Origin of the sequence: Coraliomargarita algicola (assembly GCF_033878955.1) — a bacterium.
In the GTDB taxonomy this organism is placed as follows: Bacteria; Verrucomicrobiota; Verrucomicrobiia; order Opitutales; family Coraliomargaritaceae; genus Thalassobacterium; species Thalassobacterium algicola.
Genome location: NZ_CP138858.1, coordinates 5351294 through 5367262, shown reverse-complemented (window position 1 = coordinate 5367262; position 15969 = coordinate 5351294). Strand labels below are relative to the sequence as shown.

The following is a 15969-nucleotide window of genomic DNA, read 5'->3' as shown; positions in this document are numbered from 1 at the left end:
AAAAACTTCCGAAGATAAAAACATGGCAAATACTTTAAAAAAAGCTGTTGTTTCGCGCGAGGGCGCAGCCGCCAACAAGAAATCCACGCCGATCGTATTTTCTCTCGACGATGTCGAAGAATTGATGGCGGCCAAAAAGTCAGAAATTTCCAAGCAAGAAGAAGCACCAAAGAAGAGCACGCCCGCAGCCAAGGTTCAGCCAACAAAGAAAGTCATTGTTGATGATAAACCTGTTGAAAAACGCGTGCTCGGGGCCGCTTCACTCGCAGACATTCTGGGCTTTAATCCGTCTGAAAAGAAAAAGACCACTGAATTGGGCGAAAGCGAAATCCCCCAAAAATGGCAAAAATACTACGATTTACTGATCGAACTACGTGCCCACGTTAGCGATGAAATAAGCCTACACACATCCGACACTCTCAAACACTCACGAGACGACTCCAGCGATGATCGCTCCGTCGAATCCGGCACAGATGCCTTTGACCACGACTTCGCACTGAGCTTGGTTTCCAGCGAGCAAGACGCCCTCAATGAAATCGAAGCCGCCATCCTCCGAATTAAAGACGGCACGTATGGTGTGTGCGAAATTACCGATAAGCCCATTCCAGCCGCACGTCTGACTGCAGTGCCCTTTGCACGCTACTCCGTAGAAGGCCAAGCTGAACACGAAAAGAGCCAACACCGTAAGAATAACCGCATCGCGGCAGGAGGCATCTTTGGCGATGTCACCGACGCACCGAAGTTGGAGTCCAGCGACGACGACGAAGAGTAATCGCCAGGCGACTTACACTATTAGTTTACACATAGCGTATCCGAATCGTATTCGGATACGCTATTTTTTTGTAAGATCATCACAGAGTGGATGCACTCAAGATTTCCAACAAGTGCTGACGATCTGCCTTGCGATCGGTAGTTAACTCTAAAATACGCAGACCTGGCACAGTGGCCCCGGTAATTGTAGCCACTAATTGCGCCCAATCCGAGATCGCTTGGTGAGGCACACCATGTGCGGCACACACTTTCGCAATATCCACATTCTGCGGCGTGCTAAAGTAGGTCTCAAACGGAGGATCCAACTCAGCGACAGGAAGGTGCTCAAAAATCCCACCTCCATTGTTATTGATCAAAATTACCGTCAAACTACCGCGCAATTGGTTCGCAGCTAACAGTCCATTACTATCGTGCAAAAAGGCGAGATCCCCCGTTAATAAAACCGCAGGCGATCCGCCATGGGCGACCCCCAATGCAGTACTCAAAGTTCCATCGATCCCGTTGGCCCCGCGATTGCAATACACCCCGCAGGCCCGATTGCCCGCCACCCAAAAATATTCAGCATAGCGAACGCTCATACTGCTCGCCAGAAAGACAGTCGTGCCGACGGGTAAATGCTGCGAGAGTAACCAGGCCACCTTCCCCTCAAAAAGCGTCTCAATCCCCTGCATTTGTTGATCGATCGCTAATGTGGCACGTGCCTCGCAACTTGACCACTCCGCCGCCCATTCAGTGTCGACACGTTGATGTTGTAAATGCTCCGCCAGGGAATGCACATCCCCATACAGCGGGGTCGCCACCCGGTGCAGAGGATCCGTATTCAGCGGTCGCGCAGTGAGCAAAAAAGATACTGCATCGCGCGCCCCCAGCCACGCACGCAAGACTTTGCTAGTTGGTAAAGTGCCGATCTGTAGGATCGCCGTAGGCTGTAGCGAGCTCGACTCAGACTCTGCACCTCGCAAAAAGCTATCATAGCGAGTGATCAATGCCGAACTCTCGCTCGCGTGGTTGCGCAAAGGATTGAGCACATCGGCCAACACGGGCCATCCGAGTTTATTCGAAATCATAGCCACTGCATCTGCAAAGGCTTCATCGCCACAACGCGGATTTTCTGCGCCCACAATAATCAAGCCCTTGCTATGACTACTCAAGCGTTCCAGCGCCACCAGGTCAAGGCCGACACCGAGTGCGACCGCTTCGCAGGGACGCGTCGACACCGTAGCAGCCTCTTCCATGACAGAAGCCGCCACCACCCCTTGCGTGGCACGCGGATCTGGCGAGAGCGGATCGCGAAATGGAAAATTCAAATGCACGGGTCCGGCATTCGCTCCCAAAGAAATATTGACCGCATGCACTAATGTTTGCCGCAGATATGCCAACATCCCAGGCGTGCATTCGGGCAAAGCCAATTCCGAGAAATGCCGCACGCAGTCGCCGTAGAGCTTTAACTGATCAATCGTTTGGCCCGAGCTACATCCTCGCAACTCAGCAGGACGGTCAGCCGTCAGTAATAATAGCGGGGTACCACTCATCGAAGCCTCCAGCACCGCGGGCCAATAGTTCACCGCTGCCGACCCCGAAGTGCATACCAAAGCCACCGGACGTCCAGTTCGCTTCGCCAGTCCCAGAGCATAGAAAGCCGCCGAACGCTCATCCAGAATCGTCAGCGCCTCCACTCTGGCATTCCGTGCTGCAGCAATCGTTAATGGAGTCGAACGTGAGCCCGGAGAGGTCACGATACACTCCACCCCCAAACGGGCCAAAACTTCCACAGTCAAAGCTCCCCATGCGGAGTTCACATTAGAGCGGGCGATAAGATCAAAGAGTTCTGTGACTGGCAGCGACATCACCCCATATTTTCGAGCGAGACCTAAGATGTCAACGCATGCGAATCATTCCCGTGCACCCCGCACTACGGCATTAGATGATTAGTCGTTGCCACGGATACATAAAGTCATAGAATATAAGCGTTATCCGCAGTGCAATCATACTTAGATCCAGAGTCCCCTACCACTCGCCAATCGCATCCTTATGCCGATGATAGAGCCGGACAATAATGTCACAACAACCTATGAATTTCAGCTCTAGACGCTATCAACTCATACCATTTTTTGCCGTATGTCTAGCCACGATCCTGTTTGTATATATAGATCGATACCATCCCGAACAACAGCTTCGTCAAAATTTGCTCGGCACCTTCATTCAAGTGATCGGCATCACTTTTCCGTTACTGTTCATCACCATCTACGTATCAAATCGGAAATGGCAGCAACGCTTACACGAGCTCAGTCAAACCATCACCCAAAGTAAAGATGAGGAATTAGCCCGTAACCGAAGCATCATCGAGGGCACCGAGGTAGGCACTTGGGATTGGAATCTACAAACGGGCGAACTGGTGCTCAACGAACGCTGGGCCGGCATTTTAGGTTATACCTTGGATGAACTCAAACCCATCGGTATCTCAACCTGGGAACGCACAGTCCACCCGGATGATATGAAAGCCGCTGAAAACATGCGAAAGCAACACTTACGCGGTGAATCAAACTACTACGATGCGCAGTTTCGCCAACGCCACAAAAATGGCGAGTGGCGCTGGATCAATGCACGTGGAAAAGTTTTAGAATGGACAGCTGAAGGCGAGCCACTGCGCATGAGTGGCACCCACATGGATATCACGGAGCAAAAACAAGCGGAACTTGAACTCAATGAATCCCGTATGATGCTTTGCCGCGTACTGGATACGATCCCAGCACGAGTCTTTTGGAAAGACACCAACTGTATCTTTCTCGGTTGTAATCAATTAATCGCAAAAGACCTAGGCCAGCAAAGCTCAAACGAAATTATTGGGAAGACAGACTTTGATTTTTTTAGTCAAGAAGAGGCCGAACGTTTTCAAAAAGACGACCAACAAGTCATGCACAGTGGCATCGCCAAGATCGCCTATGAAGAACGCCTCTACCGTCCCAATGGAGAAATCATCTGGCTACTGACGTCCAAAGTGCCCCTGCGCGATCTACACGACAACACCATCGGCGTATTAGGAACTTACGAAGACATCACGCTGCGCAAACAAACCGAACTCGAATTAATCCAAGCTAAAGAAGCTGCAGAAGCTGCCAGTAAAGCAAAGAGTGAGTTTCTCGCGGTAATGAGTCATGAGATGCGCACTCCGCTCAACCCCATCCTTGGCTTCGCAGACATACTGCTGGAAAACTGCACCGTCGAACCAGACAAGAGCTACCTAAAGACGATCATTAACTCCGGACGCCGACAGTTGGCGCTGATCGACGACATCCTTCACTACATGCGCATCGTCAGCGATCGAGTGGAACCCAATTTGGAGCGTTTTAACCTACCTGAATTCTGCGCCGCAGCCATGGACGAACTTCGCCCCAGCGCACGCAACCTACAGCTACACTTCCAAAACGACACGACCGGTCAAGTCAGCCCCACCCAACTCACCGTCGAAACAGATAAGCAGATGTTACATCGAATTTTGGAAAACCTGCTCAACAACTCGATAAAATATACGCATGCAGGCAGTGTCACTCTACGCCTGTCAATGGAATCCACGCCGAACACCATGTTTCACTTTGCGATTGAAGACAGTGGTATCGGAATCGAGAAATCCCAACAACAGCAGCTCTTCGACCCATTCAGTCAGGTCGACGCATCCTACACCCGCAAACACGAAGGCATCGGCCTGGGATTAGCCATTTGCAAAAAACTGATCGAACTTTTGGACGGAAAAATAGAGGTGCAAAGCACACTGGGCGAAGGTTCGACCTTCACCGTCCATCTACCACTTAAAATTGTTCGTAGCCTGCCAAAAACAGCCACAGCAGACACCCCCGGGATTGGTCAAAATCAATTCATCGGCAAACCCAACATCCTGATCGTGGACGACAAGCCCGATAACTTGTTAATCGCAAAGGCCCTAATCGAATTCTACAACGGCCAGCCACACACAGCCAGCAATGGTAAAGAAGCTATTATCCAATGCCAAAAAGAGAGCTTCGACCTGATACTGATGGACTTATCGATGCCAATCATGGGCGGCACAGAAGCCTGTGCATGGATACGCAGTCACGATACGTCCAACCAGTTGACTCCAATCGTTGCCATGACTGCCAATGTCGATAACACTGCGAAAAAAGCGTGTCGAGACGCCGGCATGAACGCATTTATCAGTAAACCCATTCAATCAAAGATTTTCTTCAACACACTCAACGGCTTACTCGAAGGCCAGCACAATTCGGCTGTCTAATGGAGCACCCGAGCCCCCACGCGCTTAGGCTGAATTCAGCCACTGTAGCCGATCGTATCACTGTTGCTGAAAAAACAAGGCCACACTAAAACGAGTGCGCCCGTAATTGATCATCTTTGCGAAGTCTTCTTTAGCGACGGGTATGTATTGGCAGTCCAACTCGCTGATCGTTAATTTATCTGTGTCCGGATCGTGCAAGTAAAAGCAAAGTTCATCAAAGGCGGTCACCACCACCCAATGCGGCGCCTTGTCGCCGTTGAGTCGATAGCTACTGATCATCACCAGCACAAACGCCCCGTTCTTTAATTGCGACTCGATTTCGGCCACCGAAACTGCCTCGCACCGAATGGGGATCGCCTGCGCCTGACTGCGCTCAAGAAATTGCTCGTGCACCAAATTCAGCACCTCTTTCTTGTGCGCCGAGCGCACGCCTTCCACGAAGAGCGGATCGGTCTGGCTCATCACGACTTCCGCGGCGAAGCCACGGCGCTTTGCCGCGAGCGCCAGACCTAAGGGGTGACAGCCTCCGTGGCCTGATGTCATAAAAATAGTGGTGGCTTCACGCCAAAGATCGAGTTCGAGACTTTGGTTCAATACAGTCGCAGGCTCAATGGCCGCCATCACCATCATCAGCGATGCGGGTCCGCAAGTGAAGGCGGTATGCTGCCCATACCAAGGCACGAAGCTCTCCTCACGCACGCGCTCTGGATAGCGAATGCGCTTTTGCATACGCAAGGCATCGCTATGATCTTCGTAATAATCAAGAAACTCGCCAAACACGCGATAGCCCAAACGCTGATACAGCTGCACGGCAGCGAGATTTTGCTTGGCCACCTCCAGCCGCATAAAGAGTCGATCTTCTTCCACTGCTGCGGCTTCGAGGGCCAGCATCAATGCACTGGCATGCCCCTGCCCGCGCGCGTCAGGGTGCAAGGCGATCGAATAAAGCCGCGCCAGGCGTGTGCCTTTATGCAATAAAACGAGGCCGTAACCATAGACGACCTGGTCCCACTCCAGCACTAAGAAGATACAATTCTCGCCTTTGATCCAACGCTGAAAGGAGCGTCGGCTCAATCGATCCGAAGTAAAGCAGAGCGCCTCAATCTCCAGCAAACGTTCGATATCCTCTGCCTGCACACAACGAAAACGACGCTCACTCACGTCCACGCCGCTCCAAGCGATCTACGAACTCCTGCATGATCATCATGTAAAGTTCGTCGCCCAAGTAGGCATCTTCCACGCTGTGATCAATGCTCGGGTTGTCGTTCACCTCGATCACATAGATCTGGTTGCCCTTTTGCTTGAGATCGACTCCATACAGACCGTTGCCAATGATCGCGCTGGCCTTGAGTGCCGCGTCCAACACCGGCTTCGGTGCTTCAAAGGTAGGGATGGTATCAAAGCCGCCGGACTTGCCGGACTTTCGGCTCGATGCATGGTTATAAATTTGCCAATGGTCGCGTGCCATAAAGTATTTACAGGCATAGATGGCCCGGCCATTGAGCACACCGATGCGCCAATCAAAATCGGTGTAGATGTATTCCTGCACCAAAGCTAATGCCGACTCTTTAAGCATCAATCCCAACTTCTCTTTGAGCTCGTCGCGGTTGCCGACTTTATACACGCCGATCGAAAATGAACTCTCTGGCATTTTGAGCACCACAGGATAATCAAAATGAGCCTCAATGCGATCGAGCTCCAGCGCCTCGGCATTGGCCACCACTAAAGTGCGGGGCGCACTGACCTTATTATAACTGAACGCATCCTGTAAAAAGATCTTGTTGCAGCAGCGCATGATTGAAGTCGCATCATCGATCACCACCAAGCCTTCCATTTCCCCCTTGCGCGAAAGTCGGTAGGTAGGGTGGTCGATACTGGTCGTCTCTCGGATAAAGAGCGCATCGTATTGCGAGAGATGCTTCAGCTCATCTGAACGCACCAACTCTGCGGCGATGCCGACCTTGGCAGCTGCTTTGACAAAGCGCTTAATCGCTTCAGCATCACTCGGCGCATTGGCCTCATCCGGATTATGCAAAATAGCCATGTCCCAGCGATGCTTATTCTTATGGCTAGGATTGCGCCACACTTGCTCGGTAAAGATCCGCAGCCGCTCATAGAAGGTCTCACGCTCCGCAGTATTGAGAACGGATAAATTATCACGCTCGACCGAAAGTTCCAAGCCATGCACGCCACGGCTAAGGCTTGCCCGCAAGAGCGGCGCCGCATAGCGCTCAAAGACCGCACGCGCCACTTTTTTCCACTCCTCACGCTCCGTCCAACCAAAATAGATATTGAGCACGACCGGCACCTCCATGTCCGCACTCAACTTTGGAAGCAAGGGCTGCAAACGATGCTCTTCACCGCCATCTTGATAACGAAGATCATTGATGGTATTGACACTGGGCAACACCCGGTGTTTGCGCGACTCCGCCAGCAGCGAGCAATAATAGCCCCGGCTTAAATAGTGCTCGGTATCGCACAAATTGATAATGCGCGTGCGCGGCTCTCCCAGCTTCGGATAATCTGAGAGATACTGCTCAAACGTGATCACATTGAGATCTAACGGAGGCGTCTCCGTTTGATCAGTCACAACTAAGGTCTTATACATTGAATGATACCGCAGACGATCAAATCGGATCCATCATTTTGGTCTGTTTGCTATGAGCCTTTTTTAGAAAAAGTCACTCTTAATCGACGGCAAATATACACACTGCTAGCGACGCGATGCCAATCGCGTCTCCCAGCCCCGCAGCAGACATCGCTACCCCAAAAAGTCGCGCAACCACCTACCACGGTAGCGACGCGATGCCAATCGCGTCTCCCCGGCCCGCAGCAGACGTCGCTAGCGCGACATCGCTCCCCCCCAGAAGTCACACCACCACCGACCACTGGTAGCGACGCAATGCTAATCGCGTCTCCCCAGCCCGCACCAGACGTCGCTAGCGCGACATCGCTACCTCAAAAAGTCGCGCAACCACCTACCACGGTAGCGACGCGATGCAAATCGCGTCTCCCCGGCCCGCAGCAGACGTCGCTCGCGCGACATCGCTACCCCAAAAAAGTCACGCCACTACCTACCACCGTAGCGACGCGATGCCAATCGCGTCTCCCCGACACGCATCAGACCTCGCTAACGCGACATCGCGTCTCCCCAGAAGTCACGCCATCACCGGCCCAGCCGCGGCACTCTGCCCCGCCACGTTCCCGGTCACGAAGCAACCTTGTATCAAGAATCCGCCGGTGGGCGCTTCCCAATCAATCATTTCTCCCGCGCAATAGACGCCGGGCAATTGCTTGAGCATCAGTTGCGCATCCAATTCCGACCAAGCCACCCCTCCTGCGGTGGAAATGGCCTCGGCGATTGGACGCGCTTGCGTCAATGGAATCCGACAACACTTGGCCGCTTGAGCCAAAGAAGCTGCATCGTGAAACTCACCGTAATACTGACGGAGAATCGCACAGGCGGTCTCATTTAATTTCCAACGCAGGCCGGCCTCTTTATAAAAATTGCGACGCGCGGACTCCATTTTTGCAATGAGCCGCGCTTCAGTAATGTTGGCTTAAAATCGATTTCGATGACGGGCGAAGCCATCCGGCGCAACTCTCTGCCTAAAGTATACAGAGGAGTGCCCTCAAAACCGTAACGCGTGGCCACCAACTCACCGGTCAGCGTACGCCCATTCGCACTCAGCTTCAAATTCTGCAGTGGCTTGCCTTCTATCTGTGCACGCGTCTCAGGACTCCAGTCACACTCCCAACCACAATTTGCGGCTGCTAAGGGCACTACTTCCACACCTTGCGCCTCCAAAATGGAGACCCAACTGCCAGTAGATCCGGTCTGCGGCCATGAGGCACCGCCCATGGCGAGGACGACCGCATCGAATCTTGCCTGCACGGGCTGATCCCCCTGCAGACAGTCGATTTGAATCCGGCCGTCGGGCTGTTTCGCTAGCCCCGTCCATTGATGCTTCATACGAAACACCACGCCCAATTCGCGCAAGCGCAGGACCCAGCGGCGCAATAGAGGCGCCGCCTTCTTGGAAAAAGGAAAAACCTTACCACTCGATGCCGCAAAGGTGTCCACCCCGAGTTCCGCGGCCCAATCACTCAAATGATAATTGTCAAAATCCTTCAGGTATTCCCGCCAACGCTCGACTGGAAAATCACGCCCGGAATACTGGGCCAAAAATGTCTCAAAATCGGCACTATTGGTCAGATTCAGACCACTGCGCCCGGCCACTAAGAATTTACGCCCCACTGAAGGCTTGGCGTCAAAGACTGTGACCGCAGCTCCACGACGCGCAGCCACCTCTGCTGCCCGCAAACCTGCAGGTCCGCCGCCTATAATTGCAATTTCACGCCTCGAGTTGTCCATACGGCTCAAAGCAAGGTAGATCGCTCGGACTCGCAATGTAATTCCGTCGCTCCGATCAGAGTGCCGGCTCCGCCTCCGCCGGCGGCGTCACAGGGTGAATATTGCCCTCGAAGATGCGGCGATAAATTTCATTCTTAGGCTGCTTTAGTTTCAAAATATTAAAATTCTTATTCCTCACGTGATAAGGCCCGTAACGATACGACGCCGCCAAGAGTGGATAGCTAAAATGGTCATGTCTCTTCAGGTAATCCCGACAGAATGCAAGATAATCGATGCCCACACGCACATTGGTGCGCCAATCCCAAGCATGACGGTAAGATTCATCACTCACCTCGCGCCAAGCCGGCTTAGTCAGTTGCATCATACCACGGGCCACCGAACTACGGGCACGTGCATTCAAACTACTTTCCGCCCACGCGATCGCATAGATAAACTCCGGATCCAAATCTTTTTGAGGCGCTATTTCTTGCACATAAGCCCACACCTCCTCGGGTGACACCTGTTCCGAACGACCGCTAATCTTACGTGTAATGGTAAACGCTAAAATCCCCACTATCACGCCCAATATTACAGCGATCCGGATCAACAAACGCTCGTGTCTGTGATAGTGATAATCCATTGACATGGCAGGAGTGAAACACCCGATCAAGCACTTGGCAACACTAGGCCGCTCCACACGGATCGCACACCGCCCGAGACCTGACGACCTCGGGAGCCTAGGGAGCCTCGGGGGCCTTAAAACGACGCCCGGCCAATACCTGACTTCGTGTCCCCTTCGGGCGATGCATATTCAAGCCCGGACGATAGGACATCACGGCTTTAAAATCTTCCGGCAGTTCAGACTTTGCCGTTAGTTCACGCAGCTGACCTTTATAGCAATATCGCACGATCGTCTCTGCCGAATGCAACATCATACGGCGCGTCTCCACTTTAATGGCGACTTCCTTATTGAAACCAAAATTCCCATAGGTGCGATCCCCCACGATTGGTAAACCATGCTTATTACATTGCACGCGCAGTTGGTGCGTCCGCCCAGTCAGTGGCAGTAATTTGAGCAATGAAACGGGAAAACCTCCAGTCGGCGATTTGATCACCTGGTAACGCGTCTTTGCAGGCACGATTTGTGCACAATTGCCATTCTTGGCCACTTTCTTGAGTTTATCCGACCAAGACCCGGAAGGCACCTGAGGACGTCCACGTACCAAAGCGTAATAAATTTTCGTCACCCGGTGAGTCGAAAATTCTTTTTTGATCACCGCAGTGATCTCAGGGTTCAAGCCCAGCAAAATGACACCGGAAGTCGGCGAATCGAGTCGATTGATCAACCACGCACGACGTATTTCCCCCGTAGCGTCTGTCCAGGAATAGCATTCTTCCTTCAAATCGTAATCCGCCGTCAGTAGCGAACGTTCATTGTCTTCCGGCCCATTTGGATGCGACATCAACCCCGTCGGCTTTTCTAGCGCAACTAGGCCGTCTTCATTGTGTGCAAGCAAGTTAACTGCGCCATTGAGAGGAAGTTGATCGAGCGGTGTGTTCATTAAGTCGGACATTGATAATTGAAAGGTAATCTCACTGATTTGCGCAAAAGCTCAACACATAATCACGTCAGTAAATAAATTGTAAAATCAACGATAATGGAAGCTCACATTCAAGGTCCTTTGCTGCCCAAAGACTTTGACCATCTCTTGTGTCCAGGGACGAAAAGGTGAGCGCTTGGTGATTGCAGTCTCGCAGATAAAAGTGGCGATCTCACTGGCGGTGGTTCGCACGGCTTTCACATCCGTCACACGGCCATCTGCATGCAGCGTAAAGCGCACCTGCACGCTGGTAGCCGTATCGATCGGCTGGAAGAACTCAATTTCCTGATACCAGCCCGTTTGAATCGCGGCATAAAATTGCTGCTCATACTCCCCGAATTCACTAAAGGTCGCATCTTGCGCAATCACACCGCGCCTGCGAGCGGAGCCTTGCGAACGCATCAGTGGCCCCGTGATCAATTCAGGTGCCAAACGCGGCCGTGCGCGAGGTTTCGGCTGCGCTTCGACGGCCCCCCCCGCTCCATCCCCCGGGGTTTGTTGCGACTGTTCAAGACTTGGCTGAGGGCGATACACATCGATCGGTGCCTCTGGATCGGGGTTTTCAAATACTTCCTGCGCTTCCCCTGCAAAGTCGCTACGACTGCCGGGTCCTTCCTCGGTCACAGGATCTTGTTGTATGAACGCCGGCGCCGGCAAGGGCTGTGTAGGCTTGGGTGGGGCCAACTCCTGAGGCTGTCCTAATTTCCCTCCTTGATCGCCCTCGCCTTCGCCCGCGCGCGCGTTGGGCGCATATACTCCGGGCTCAATAGGCGGCGAGGGCTCTAAAGTGCCTTGCACTATTTTTTGAGAATCTTCCTCTCCCTCGACATGGGGCTTGTTGAGCGCATCTGACAAGGGGCTGTCATCGGCCGCCTGTTGACTGCGATAAGAATATTGATCCGTGCGATCGGGCTCATTTTCCGGCGCCTCGGGATTTGCTTCGACGTAGTGCGGCTCGACTGGCTCGACCAAGCTGATATCATAGACCTCGTCAGCTGCGGCCTCTTCGCCACTGTCGGACTGCAGCGGCATCAACTCCTCTGGCACGATTAGCACCACTCCTAGGTGAACGAGGAGTGTCGCCAAGACCGCAACCCAAGTCACCCATCGAGGCTCGCGAACATCGAGGCTGAATGGATTCGCACTACTAGGCTCTATGGCAGGATCGGGCACAATTTGTCTTCACGATAAAATGCTCTTAGTTCCAAAAATCAAAACCTAGTTCCCGTAAAGTTTGCTCAAGGGCCTGAATTGGCAGGCCCATGACATTTTCCACCGAACCTTCCACATGCTCTATAATCAACTCACGGCCTTCTTGTATGCCATAGGCACCCGCCTTGTCCAATGGGTTGACTCGTGCAAAATACTGATCGATCCGCGCGTCGTCCAGCTGCTGAAAGCGCACATCACTGCGCTCCACAAAAGTATGCGCCAGCCCACCTGCCTGCCAATAGAGTGACACCGCGGTATAGACGGTGTGCCTGCGGCCCGAGAGCATATGCAGCATTCGCCGCGCATCCGCCAGGTCGATCGGCTTGCTGAGCACATGCGCATCCCAAGCCACCGTGGTGTCGGAGCCGAGCACCAAAGCCTCAGGCTCCAGCTCCGAGAGCGTGGACGCCTTGAGTTTAGCATTTTCCAGCACCATCACTTCAGGCCCCTGGCTACCGGAATCATCTTCCTCCACGTGAGTGGGCCGGATTTCGAAGCGTAGCCCCATGCGCTGCATCAGCTCTGCACGCCGCGGCGAAGCGGAGGCTAAATAAAAGTGTGTAGGAAGCTCAGCCATAATTTCTTAGTCTAAAACATGTTCAACAGAGCCAATGGATCGTGCAAACGCCAAACGACTCAAGCCATACAGATAGATCGCGTTGAGATGGCTGCGCTCCGCATCGGCAAGACGTATTTGCGCATCAATTAACTCACGATTATCCCCGAGACCTTCGCGATAGCGCTCACTGGCTTGCTCGACCTCGTCACGGCCGAGGCGCACTTCATCACGCGCAATTTCGATTTGCGCGTAACGCGAATCCATTGCGAGTAATGAAAACTTAAATTCACGCTCGATCCGATTGCGCAAGTCGCGCATCTGATATTCGTTTTGGCGCACAGCGGCCGCAGCCTCGCGCTTCTCCGCAGCGATACGGCCCCCTTCCCATAGAGGCATTGTGGCACGCAGTCCGAAGAGCCAAGCCTCCCCCTCATCGCCATCCAAAGCGTGATTGGAATCATAGCCCCAATTGGCAAATAATTCCAAGGTAGGCAGCCGCTGCCAGCCAGCGGCTTTCCGCGCAAGTTCCGCCTGGCGGAGCACTTTTTGCTGGCTCTGTAATTCGGGGCGCAATTCCGTCAAAACCTCCTGAGAGCCATATCGCTTCAGACTGGGTGGTGCCTTGGCTCCCTCAATGATACCACGGTCCAAGCGTAGTTCACGATCCAGATCCAAGTCCAGCAAGGCCTTCAATTCCAACATCGACTCTTCGACAGCAATCTCGGCCTCCATTAATGTGCGACGCTCCGTCGCCAGTCGCACCTCCGCACGCGTGACGTCGATTTTAACGGCGGAGCCCGCATCGTATTGCTGCCGGGCCAAGTCCAGCAGCGTCTGCTCACGCTCGATATTTCCCTCTGCAATTTCCACACTACGCACATCGCGCAGTTGAGTAAAGTAGAGTAAAATCGCTTGCTCCAAAATATCCTGCGTAGCCACCGCATAATCCATCTGCTCGATGGCGTAATTCAGCTGAGCAATTTTAAAATCTGCATAGCGTTGAGTATCAAATACCGGTAACGAAGCTTCGATCCGCGAAGTAAACAGATTATAAGGAGGGATATCCAAATTTGAAGACGAAGAAGCATACGCCGTTTGCTGCCGCGATTGTTGCGCATTGACCGAAAACTGCGGCAGCAAAGCCGCACGACGCTGATAGCTCTGCTCCAAAGCACGCCGCACGCTCTCTTGATTCATCAACAATTGTAAATTCTGCCCCTTCACCCGCTCAATCACGTCATCGACACTCAAATGAAGTGGCTCCGACGCAATTGCACTGTCGGCCACCTGCCCCATCAATGAGACAGACAATAAACTCAGGCAAAGAGTGAATAGAATGGCGAAAGTCTTGTCTTCTCTGTACATTGGAAAATAGTCGTAAACCTTGCAGCTTAAGCAAGTCCGCCTGACTATTCGAGCAAGTCATTTATTTGCAAGTCGCAGTTCAAACAATCGTTTCAAATACATTTTACCTATGAAAATTGGCATCGCGCAGATCAACACCACAGTCGGAGACCTGACTGGCAACTCACAACGCATCCTAAGCGCCTACAAAGCGCTCGTCGCCGACGGTGCCGACTTAGTGCTCTTCCCCGAACTCGCCGTCTGCGGTTATCCGCCACGCGACCTACTCTTTAAAAGCCGCTTCGTCAGTGATACAGAAGACGCCCTCGATGCCATTGCCCAACAGATCGGCTCCGTGCCCGCAGTGATCGGCTACGTGCAAGACCGCGGCCCCTGCATCACAGGACGCCCCTTCTACAACGCCGCCGCATGGTGCGAATCCGGCGAGGTTAAAACCGTCGCCCACAAATCGCTCCTGCCCAGTTACGACGTCTTCGACGAAGAGCGCTACTTTGAGCCCGCCGAAGGCCCCACCGTCTATGAGTGGCAGGGGCAAAAGGTCGGCATCACCATCTGTGAAGACATTTGGACCCATCCCGATCTCAAGACCAGTCGCCGCTATTGCAACGATCCTGTAGGCAAGCTGGCCGAGCAAAACATCGACCTCTTACTCAACCTTTCCGCCAGCCCCTGGCACGAGGGCAAAAACGAAGCGCGCGAGCCACTGGTGCAAGACGCCGCCGAACGCTGCGGCTGCCCAGCTGTTTACTGCAACGCCGTGGGTGGCAACGACGAACTCATCTTCGATGGCGGCAGCCTCGCCGCACACCCGGAGCGCGGCCTCGTCGCCGGCCTGGCCGCCTTCCGCGAAGAAAATCACGTGATCGATCTCGCAAGCCCTGCCGGCTATGTGTCGGAACAATTCAACCTCAAAGGCAATGCCGCCACACAAGCCGCACTCGTGCTCGGCCTGCGTGACTACGCGCACAAGAGCGGCTTCAAAAAAGCACTGATCGGCCTCAGCGGCGGCATCGACTCCGCCGTGGTTGCAGCCATCGCCGCCGAAGCCTTCGGCCCCGAAAACGTGGTCGGTATCGCCCTGCCCTCCGCCATCTCCAGTCAACACAGCCGTGACGACGCCGCCGCGCTCGCCCAAAACCTCGGCATCGAATACCACGAAGTCGCCATCGCCGAAACCGTGGCGTCCGCCGAATCCGCCCTGGGCGACCTTTTTGCCGGCCGCGCCGCCGACGTGACCGAAGAAAACATCCAAGCCCGCGCACGTGGATTGCTGCTGATGGCGATGTCCAATAAATTTGGCGCACTACTGCTCACCACCGGCAACAAGAGCGAAATTTCTGTCGGCTACTGCACCCTCTACGGTGACATGTGCGGCGGCTTGGCAGTCATCTCCGACTTGCCCAAGATGAAAGTCTATGCACTCGCACGCCACATGAACCTAGAGCGCGAACTCATCCCCGTCAACACCATCGAAAAAGCGCCCTCCGCCGAGCTACGCCCCGATCAAAAAGACGAAGATTCCCTGCCCCCCTATCCAGTCTTGGACGGCATTCTGCGCCTCTACGTAGAAGAGGGCCTCTCACGCGCCGAGATCGTGGAAAAGGGCTACGACTCCGAGATCGTCAACGACATCGTGCGCAAAGTCGATCTCAACGAATACAAGCGCAAGCAAGCCGCCCCCGGTCTCAAGACCACCCCGCTCGCCTTCGGCGTCGGCCGCCGCATCCCCATCGTACAGAAATATGTAAGCTAAGCGCGGTTCAAAGCACCCCGAGGCCCAATCGAACCCACCAATGGGTCCGCGCATCTACGTAGTGTGTTCGCTCGTGAGCGCCGCGGT

General features: G+C 53.6%; 13 protein-coding genes. 3 read left to right on the top strand and 10 right to left on the bottom strand.

The window, feature by feature from the left end; genetic code table 11:
• Nucleotides 1-22 precede the first annotated feature (22 nt).
• On the top strand, nt 23-772 hold the full coding sequence (locus SH580_RS21890; RefSeq protein ID WP_319832935.1) for a TraR/DksA family transcriptional regulator: 750 nt from the start codon (nt 23-25) through the stop codon (nt 770-772).
• 79 nt (nt 773-851) lie between these two features.
• On the opposite strand, the gene menD is transcribed toward SH580_RS21890, so the two are convergent.
• Nucleotides 852-2618 carry a 2-succinyl-5-enolpyruvyl-6-hydroxy-3-cyclohexene-1-carboxylic-acid synthase gene (gene menD / locus SH580_RS21885; protein WP_319832934.1) on the bottom strand — a complete coding sequence of 589 codons (1767 nt, stop codon included), beginning with the start codon at nt 2616-2618 and terminating at the stop codon, nt 852-854.
• Nucleotides 2619-2842: 224 nt separating this feature from the next.
• On the opposite strand from menD, the gene SH580_RS21880 reads away from it, so the two are divergent.
• The gene (locus tag SH580_RS21880; RefSeq protein WP_319832933.1) at nt 2843-5038 is read left to right on the top strand and encodes a PAS domain-containing hybrid sensor histidine kinase/response regulator; all 2196 of its coding nucleotides are present in this window, start codon (nt 2843-2845) and stop codon (nt 5036-5038) included.
• A gap of 57 nt (nt 5039-5095) precedes the next feature.
• Here SH580_RS21880 and SH580_RS21875 read toward each other — a convergent pair whose 3' ends face one another.
• The 9 genes from SH580_RS21875 to SH580_RS21835 all read right to left on the bottom strand — a co-directional run bounded on the left by SH580_RS21875 (nt 5096) and on the right by SH580_RS21835 (nt 14129).
• Nucleotides 5096-6199, bottom strand: coding sequence for a GNAT family N-acetyltransferase/peptidase C39 family protein (locus SH580_RS21875; protein WP_319832932.1), 1104 nt, complete (start codon nt 6197-6199; stop codon nt 5096-5098).
• The gene (locus SH580_RS21870; protein ID WP_319832931.1) at nt 6192-7646 is read right to left on the bottom strand and encodes a RimK family ATP-grasp domain-containing protein; all 1455 of its coding nucleotides are present in this window, start codon (nt 7644-7646) and stop codon (nt 6192-6194) included. The genes SH580_RS21875 and SH580_RS21870 overlap by 8 nt, the downstream gene beginning before the upstream one ends.
• 550 nt (nt 7647-8196) lie before the next feature.
• Nucleotides 8197-8565, bottom strand: coding sequence for an NAD(P)/FAD-dependent oxidoreductase (locus tag SH580_RS21865; protein WP_319832930.1), 369 nt, complete (start codon nt 8563-8565; stop codon nt 8197-8199).
• Nucleotides 8511-9413, bottom strand: coding sequence for a TIGR03862 family flavoprotein (locus tag SH580_RS21860; RefSeq protein WP_319832929.1), 903 nt, complete (start codon nt 9411-9413; stop codon nt 8511-8513). Before SH580_RS21860 ends, SH580_RS21865 begins: the two co-directional genes overlap by 55 nt.
• Before the next feature lie 55 nt (nt 9414-9468).
• Complete coding sequence (locus SH580_RS21855; protein ID WP_319832928.1) at nt 9469-10032, bottom strand: transglycosylase SLT domain-containing protein; 564 nt, start codon at nt 10030-10032, stop codon at nt 9469-9471.
• 97 nt (nt 10033-10129) lie between these two features.
• Entirely contained in the window at nt 10130-10966 is an 837-nt protein-coding gene (locus SH580_RS21850) for an RluA family pseudouridine synthase (protein ID WP_319832927.1), read from the bottom strand.
• 75 nt (nt 10967-11041) lie between these two features.
• Nucleotides 11042-12166 (bottom strand): hypothetical protein, encoded by a 1125-nt coding sequence (locus tag SH580_RS21845; RefSeq protein WP_319832926.1) that lies wholly within the window; start codon nt 12164-12166, stop codon nt 11042-11044.
• Between the two features lie 25 nt (nt 12167-12191).
• Nucleotides 12192-12782: a Maf family protein gene (locus tag SH580_RS21840; RefSeq protein ID WP_319832925.1), complete on the bottom strand. Its 591-nt coding sequence runs from the start codon at nt 12780-12782 to the stop codon at nt 12192-12194.
• Nucleotides 12783-12788: 6 nt separating this feature from the next.
• On the bottom strand, nt 12789-14129 hold the full coding sequence (locus SH580_RS21835; protein ID WP_319832924.1) for a TolC family protein: 1341 nt from the start codon (nt 14127-14129) through the stop codon (nt 12789-12791).
• 109 nt (nt 14130-14238) lie between these two features.
• Here SH580_RS21835 and SH580_RS21830 point away from each other — a divergent pair, with 109 nt between their 5' ends.
• The gene (locus SH580_RS21830; protein ID WP_319832923.1) at nt 14239-15882 is read left to right on the top strand and encodes an NAD+ synthase; all 1644 of its coding nucleotides are present in this window, start codon (nt 14239-14241) and stop codon (nt 15880-15882) included.
• Nucleotides 15883-15969: the final 87 nt, after the last annotated feature.

What these genes read in the sequence shown, in the direction of transcription:
- SH580_RS21890 (WP_319832935.1), top strand. Translation starts at nt 23, where the DNA reads ATGGCAAATACTTTAAAAAAAGCTGTTGTTTCGCGCGAGGGCGCAGCC.
- menD (WP_319832934.1), bottom strand. Translation starts at nt 2,618, where the DNA reads ATGTCGCTGCCAGTCACAGAACTCTTTGATCTTATCGCCCGCTCTAAT.
- SH580_RS21880 (WP_319832933.1), top strand. Translation starts at nt 2,843, where the DNA reads ATGAATTTCAGCTCTAGACGCTATCAACTCATACCATTTTTTGCCGTA.
- SH580_RS21870 (WP_319832931.1), bottom strand. Translation starts at nt 7,646, where the DNA reads ATGTATAAGACCTTAGTTGTGACTGATCAAACGGAGACGCCTCCGTTA.
- SH580_RS21865 (WP_319832930.1), bottom strand. Translation starts at nt 8,565, where the DNA reads ATGGAGTCCGCGCGTCGCAATTTTTATAAAGAGGCCGGCCTGCGTTGG.
- SH580_RS21860 (WP_319832929.1), bottom strand. Translation starts at nt 9,413, where the DNA reads ATGGACAACTCGAGGCGTGAAATTGCAATTATAGGCGGCGGACCTGCA.
- SH580_RS21855 (WP_319832928.1), bottom strand. Translation starts at nt 10,032, where the DNA reads ATGGATTATCACTATCACAGACACGAGCGTTTGTTGATCCGGATCGCT.
- SH580_RS21850 (WP_319832927.1), bottom strand. Translation starts at nt 10,966, where the DNA reads ATGTCCGACTTAATGAACACACCGCTCGATCAACTTCCTCTCAATGGC.
- SH580_RS21840 (WP_319832925.1), bottom strand. Translation starts at nt 12,782, where the DNA reads ATGGCTGAGCTTCCTACACACTTTTATTTAGCCTCCGCTTCGCCGCGG.
- SH580_RS21835 (WP_319832924.1), bottom strand. Translation starts at nt 14,129, where the DNA reads ATGTACAGAGAAGACAAGACTTTCGCCATTCTATTCACTCTTTGCCTG.
- SH580_RS21830 (WP_319832923.1), top strand. Translation starts at nt 14,239, where the DNA reads ATGAAAATTGGCATCGCGCAGATCAACACCACAGTCGGAGACCTGACT.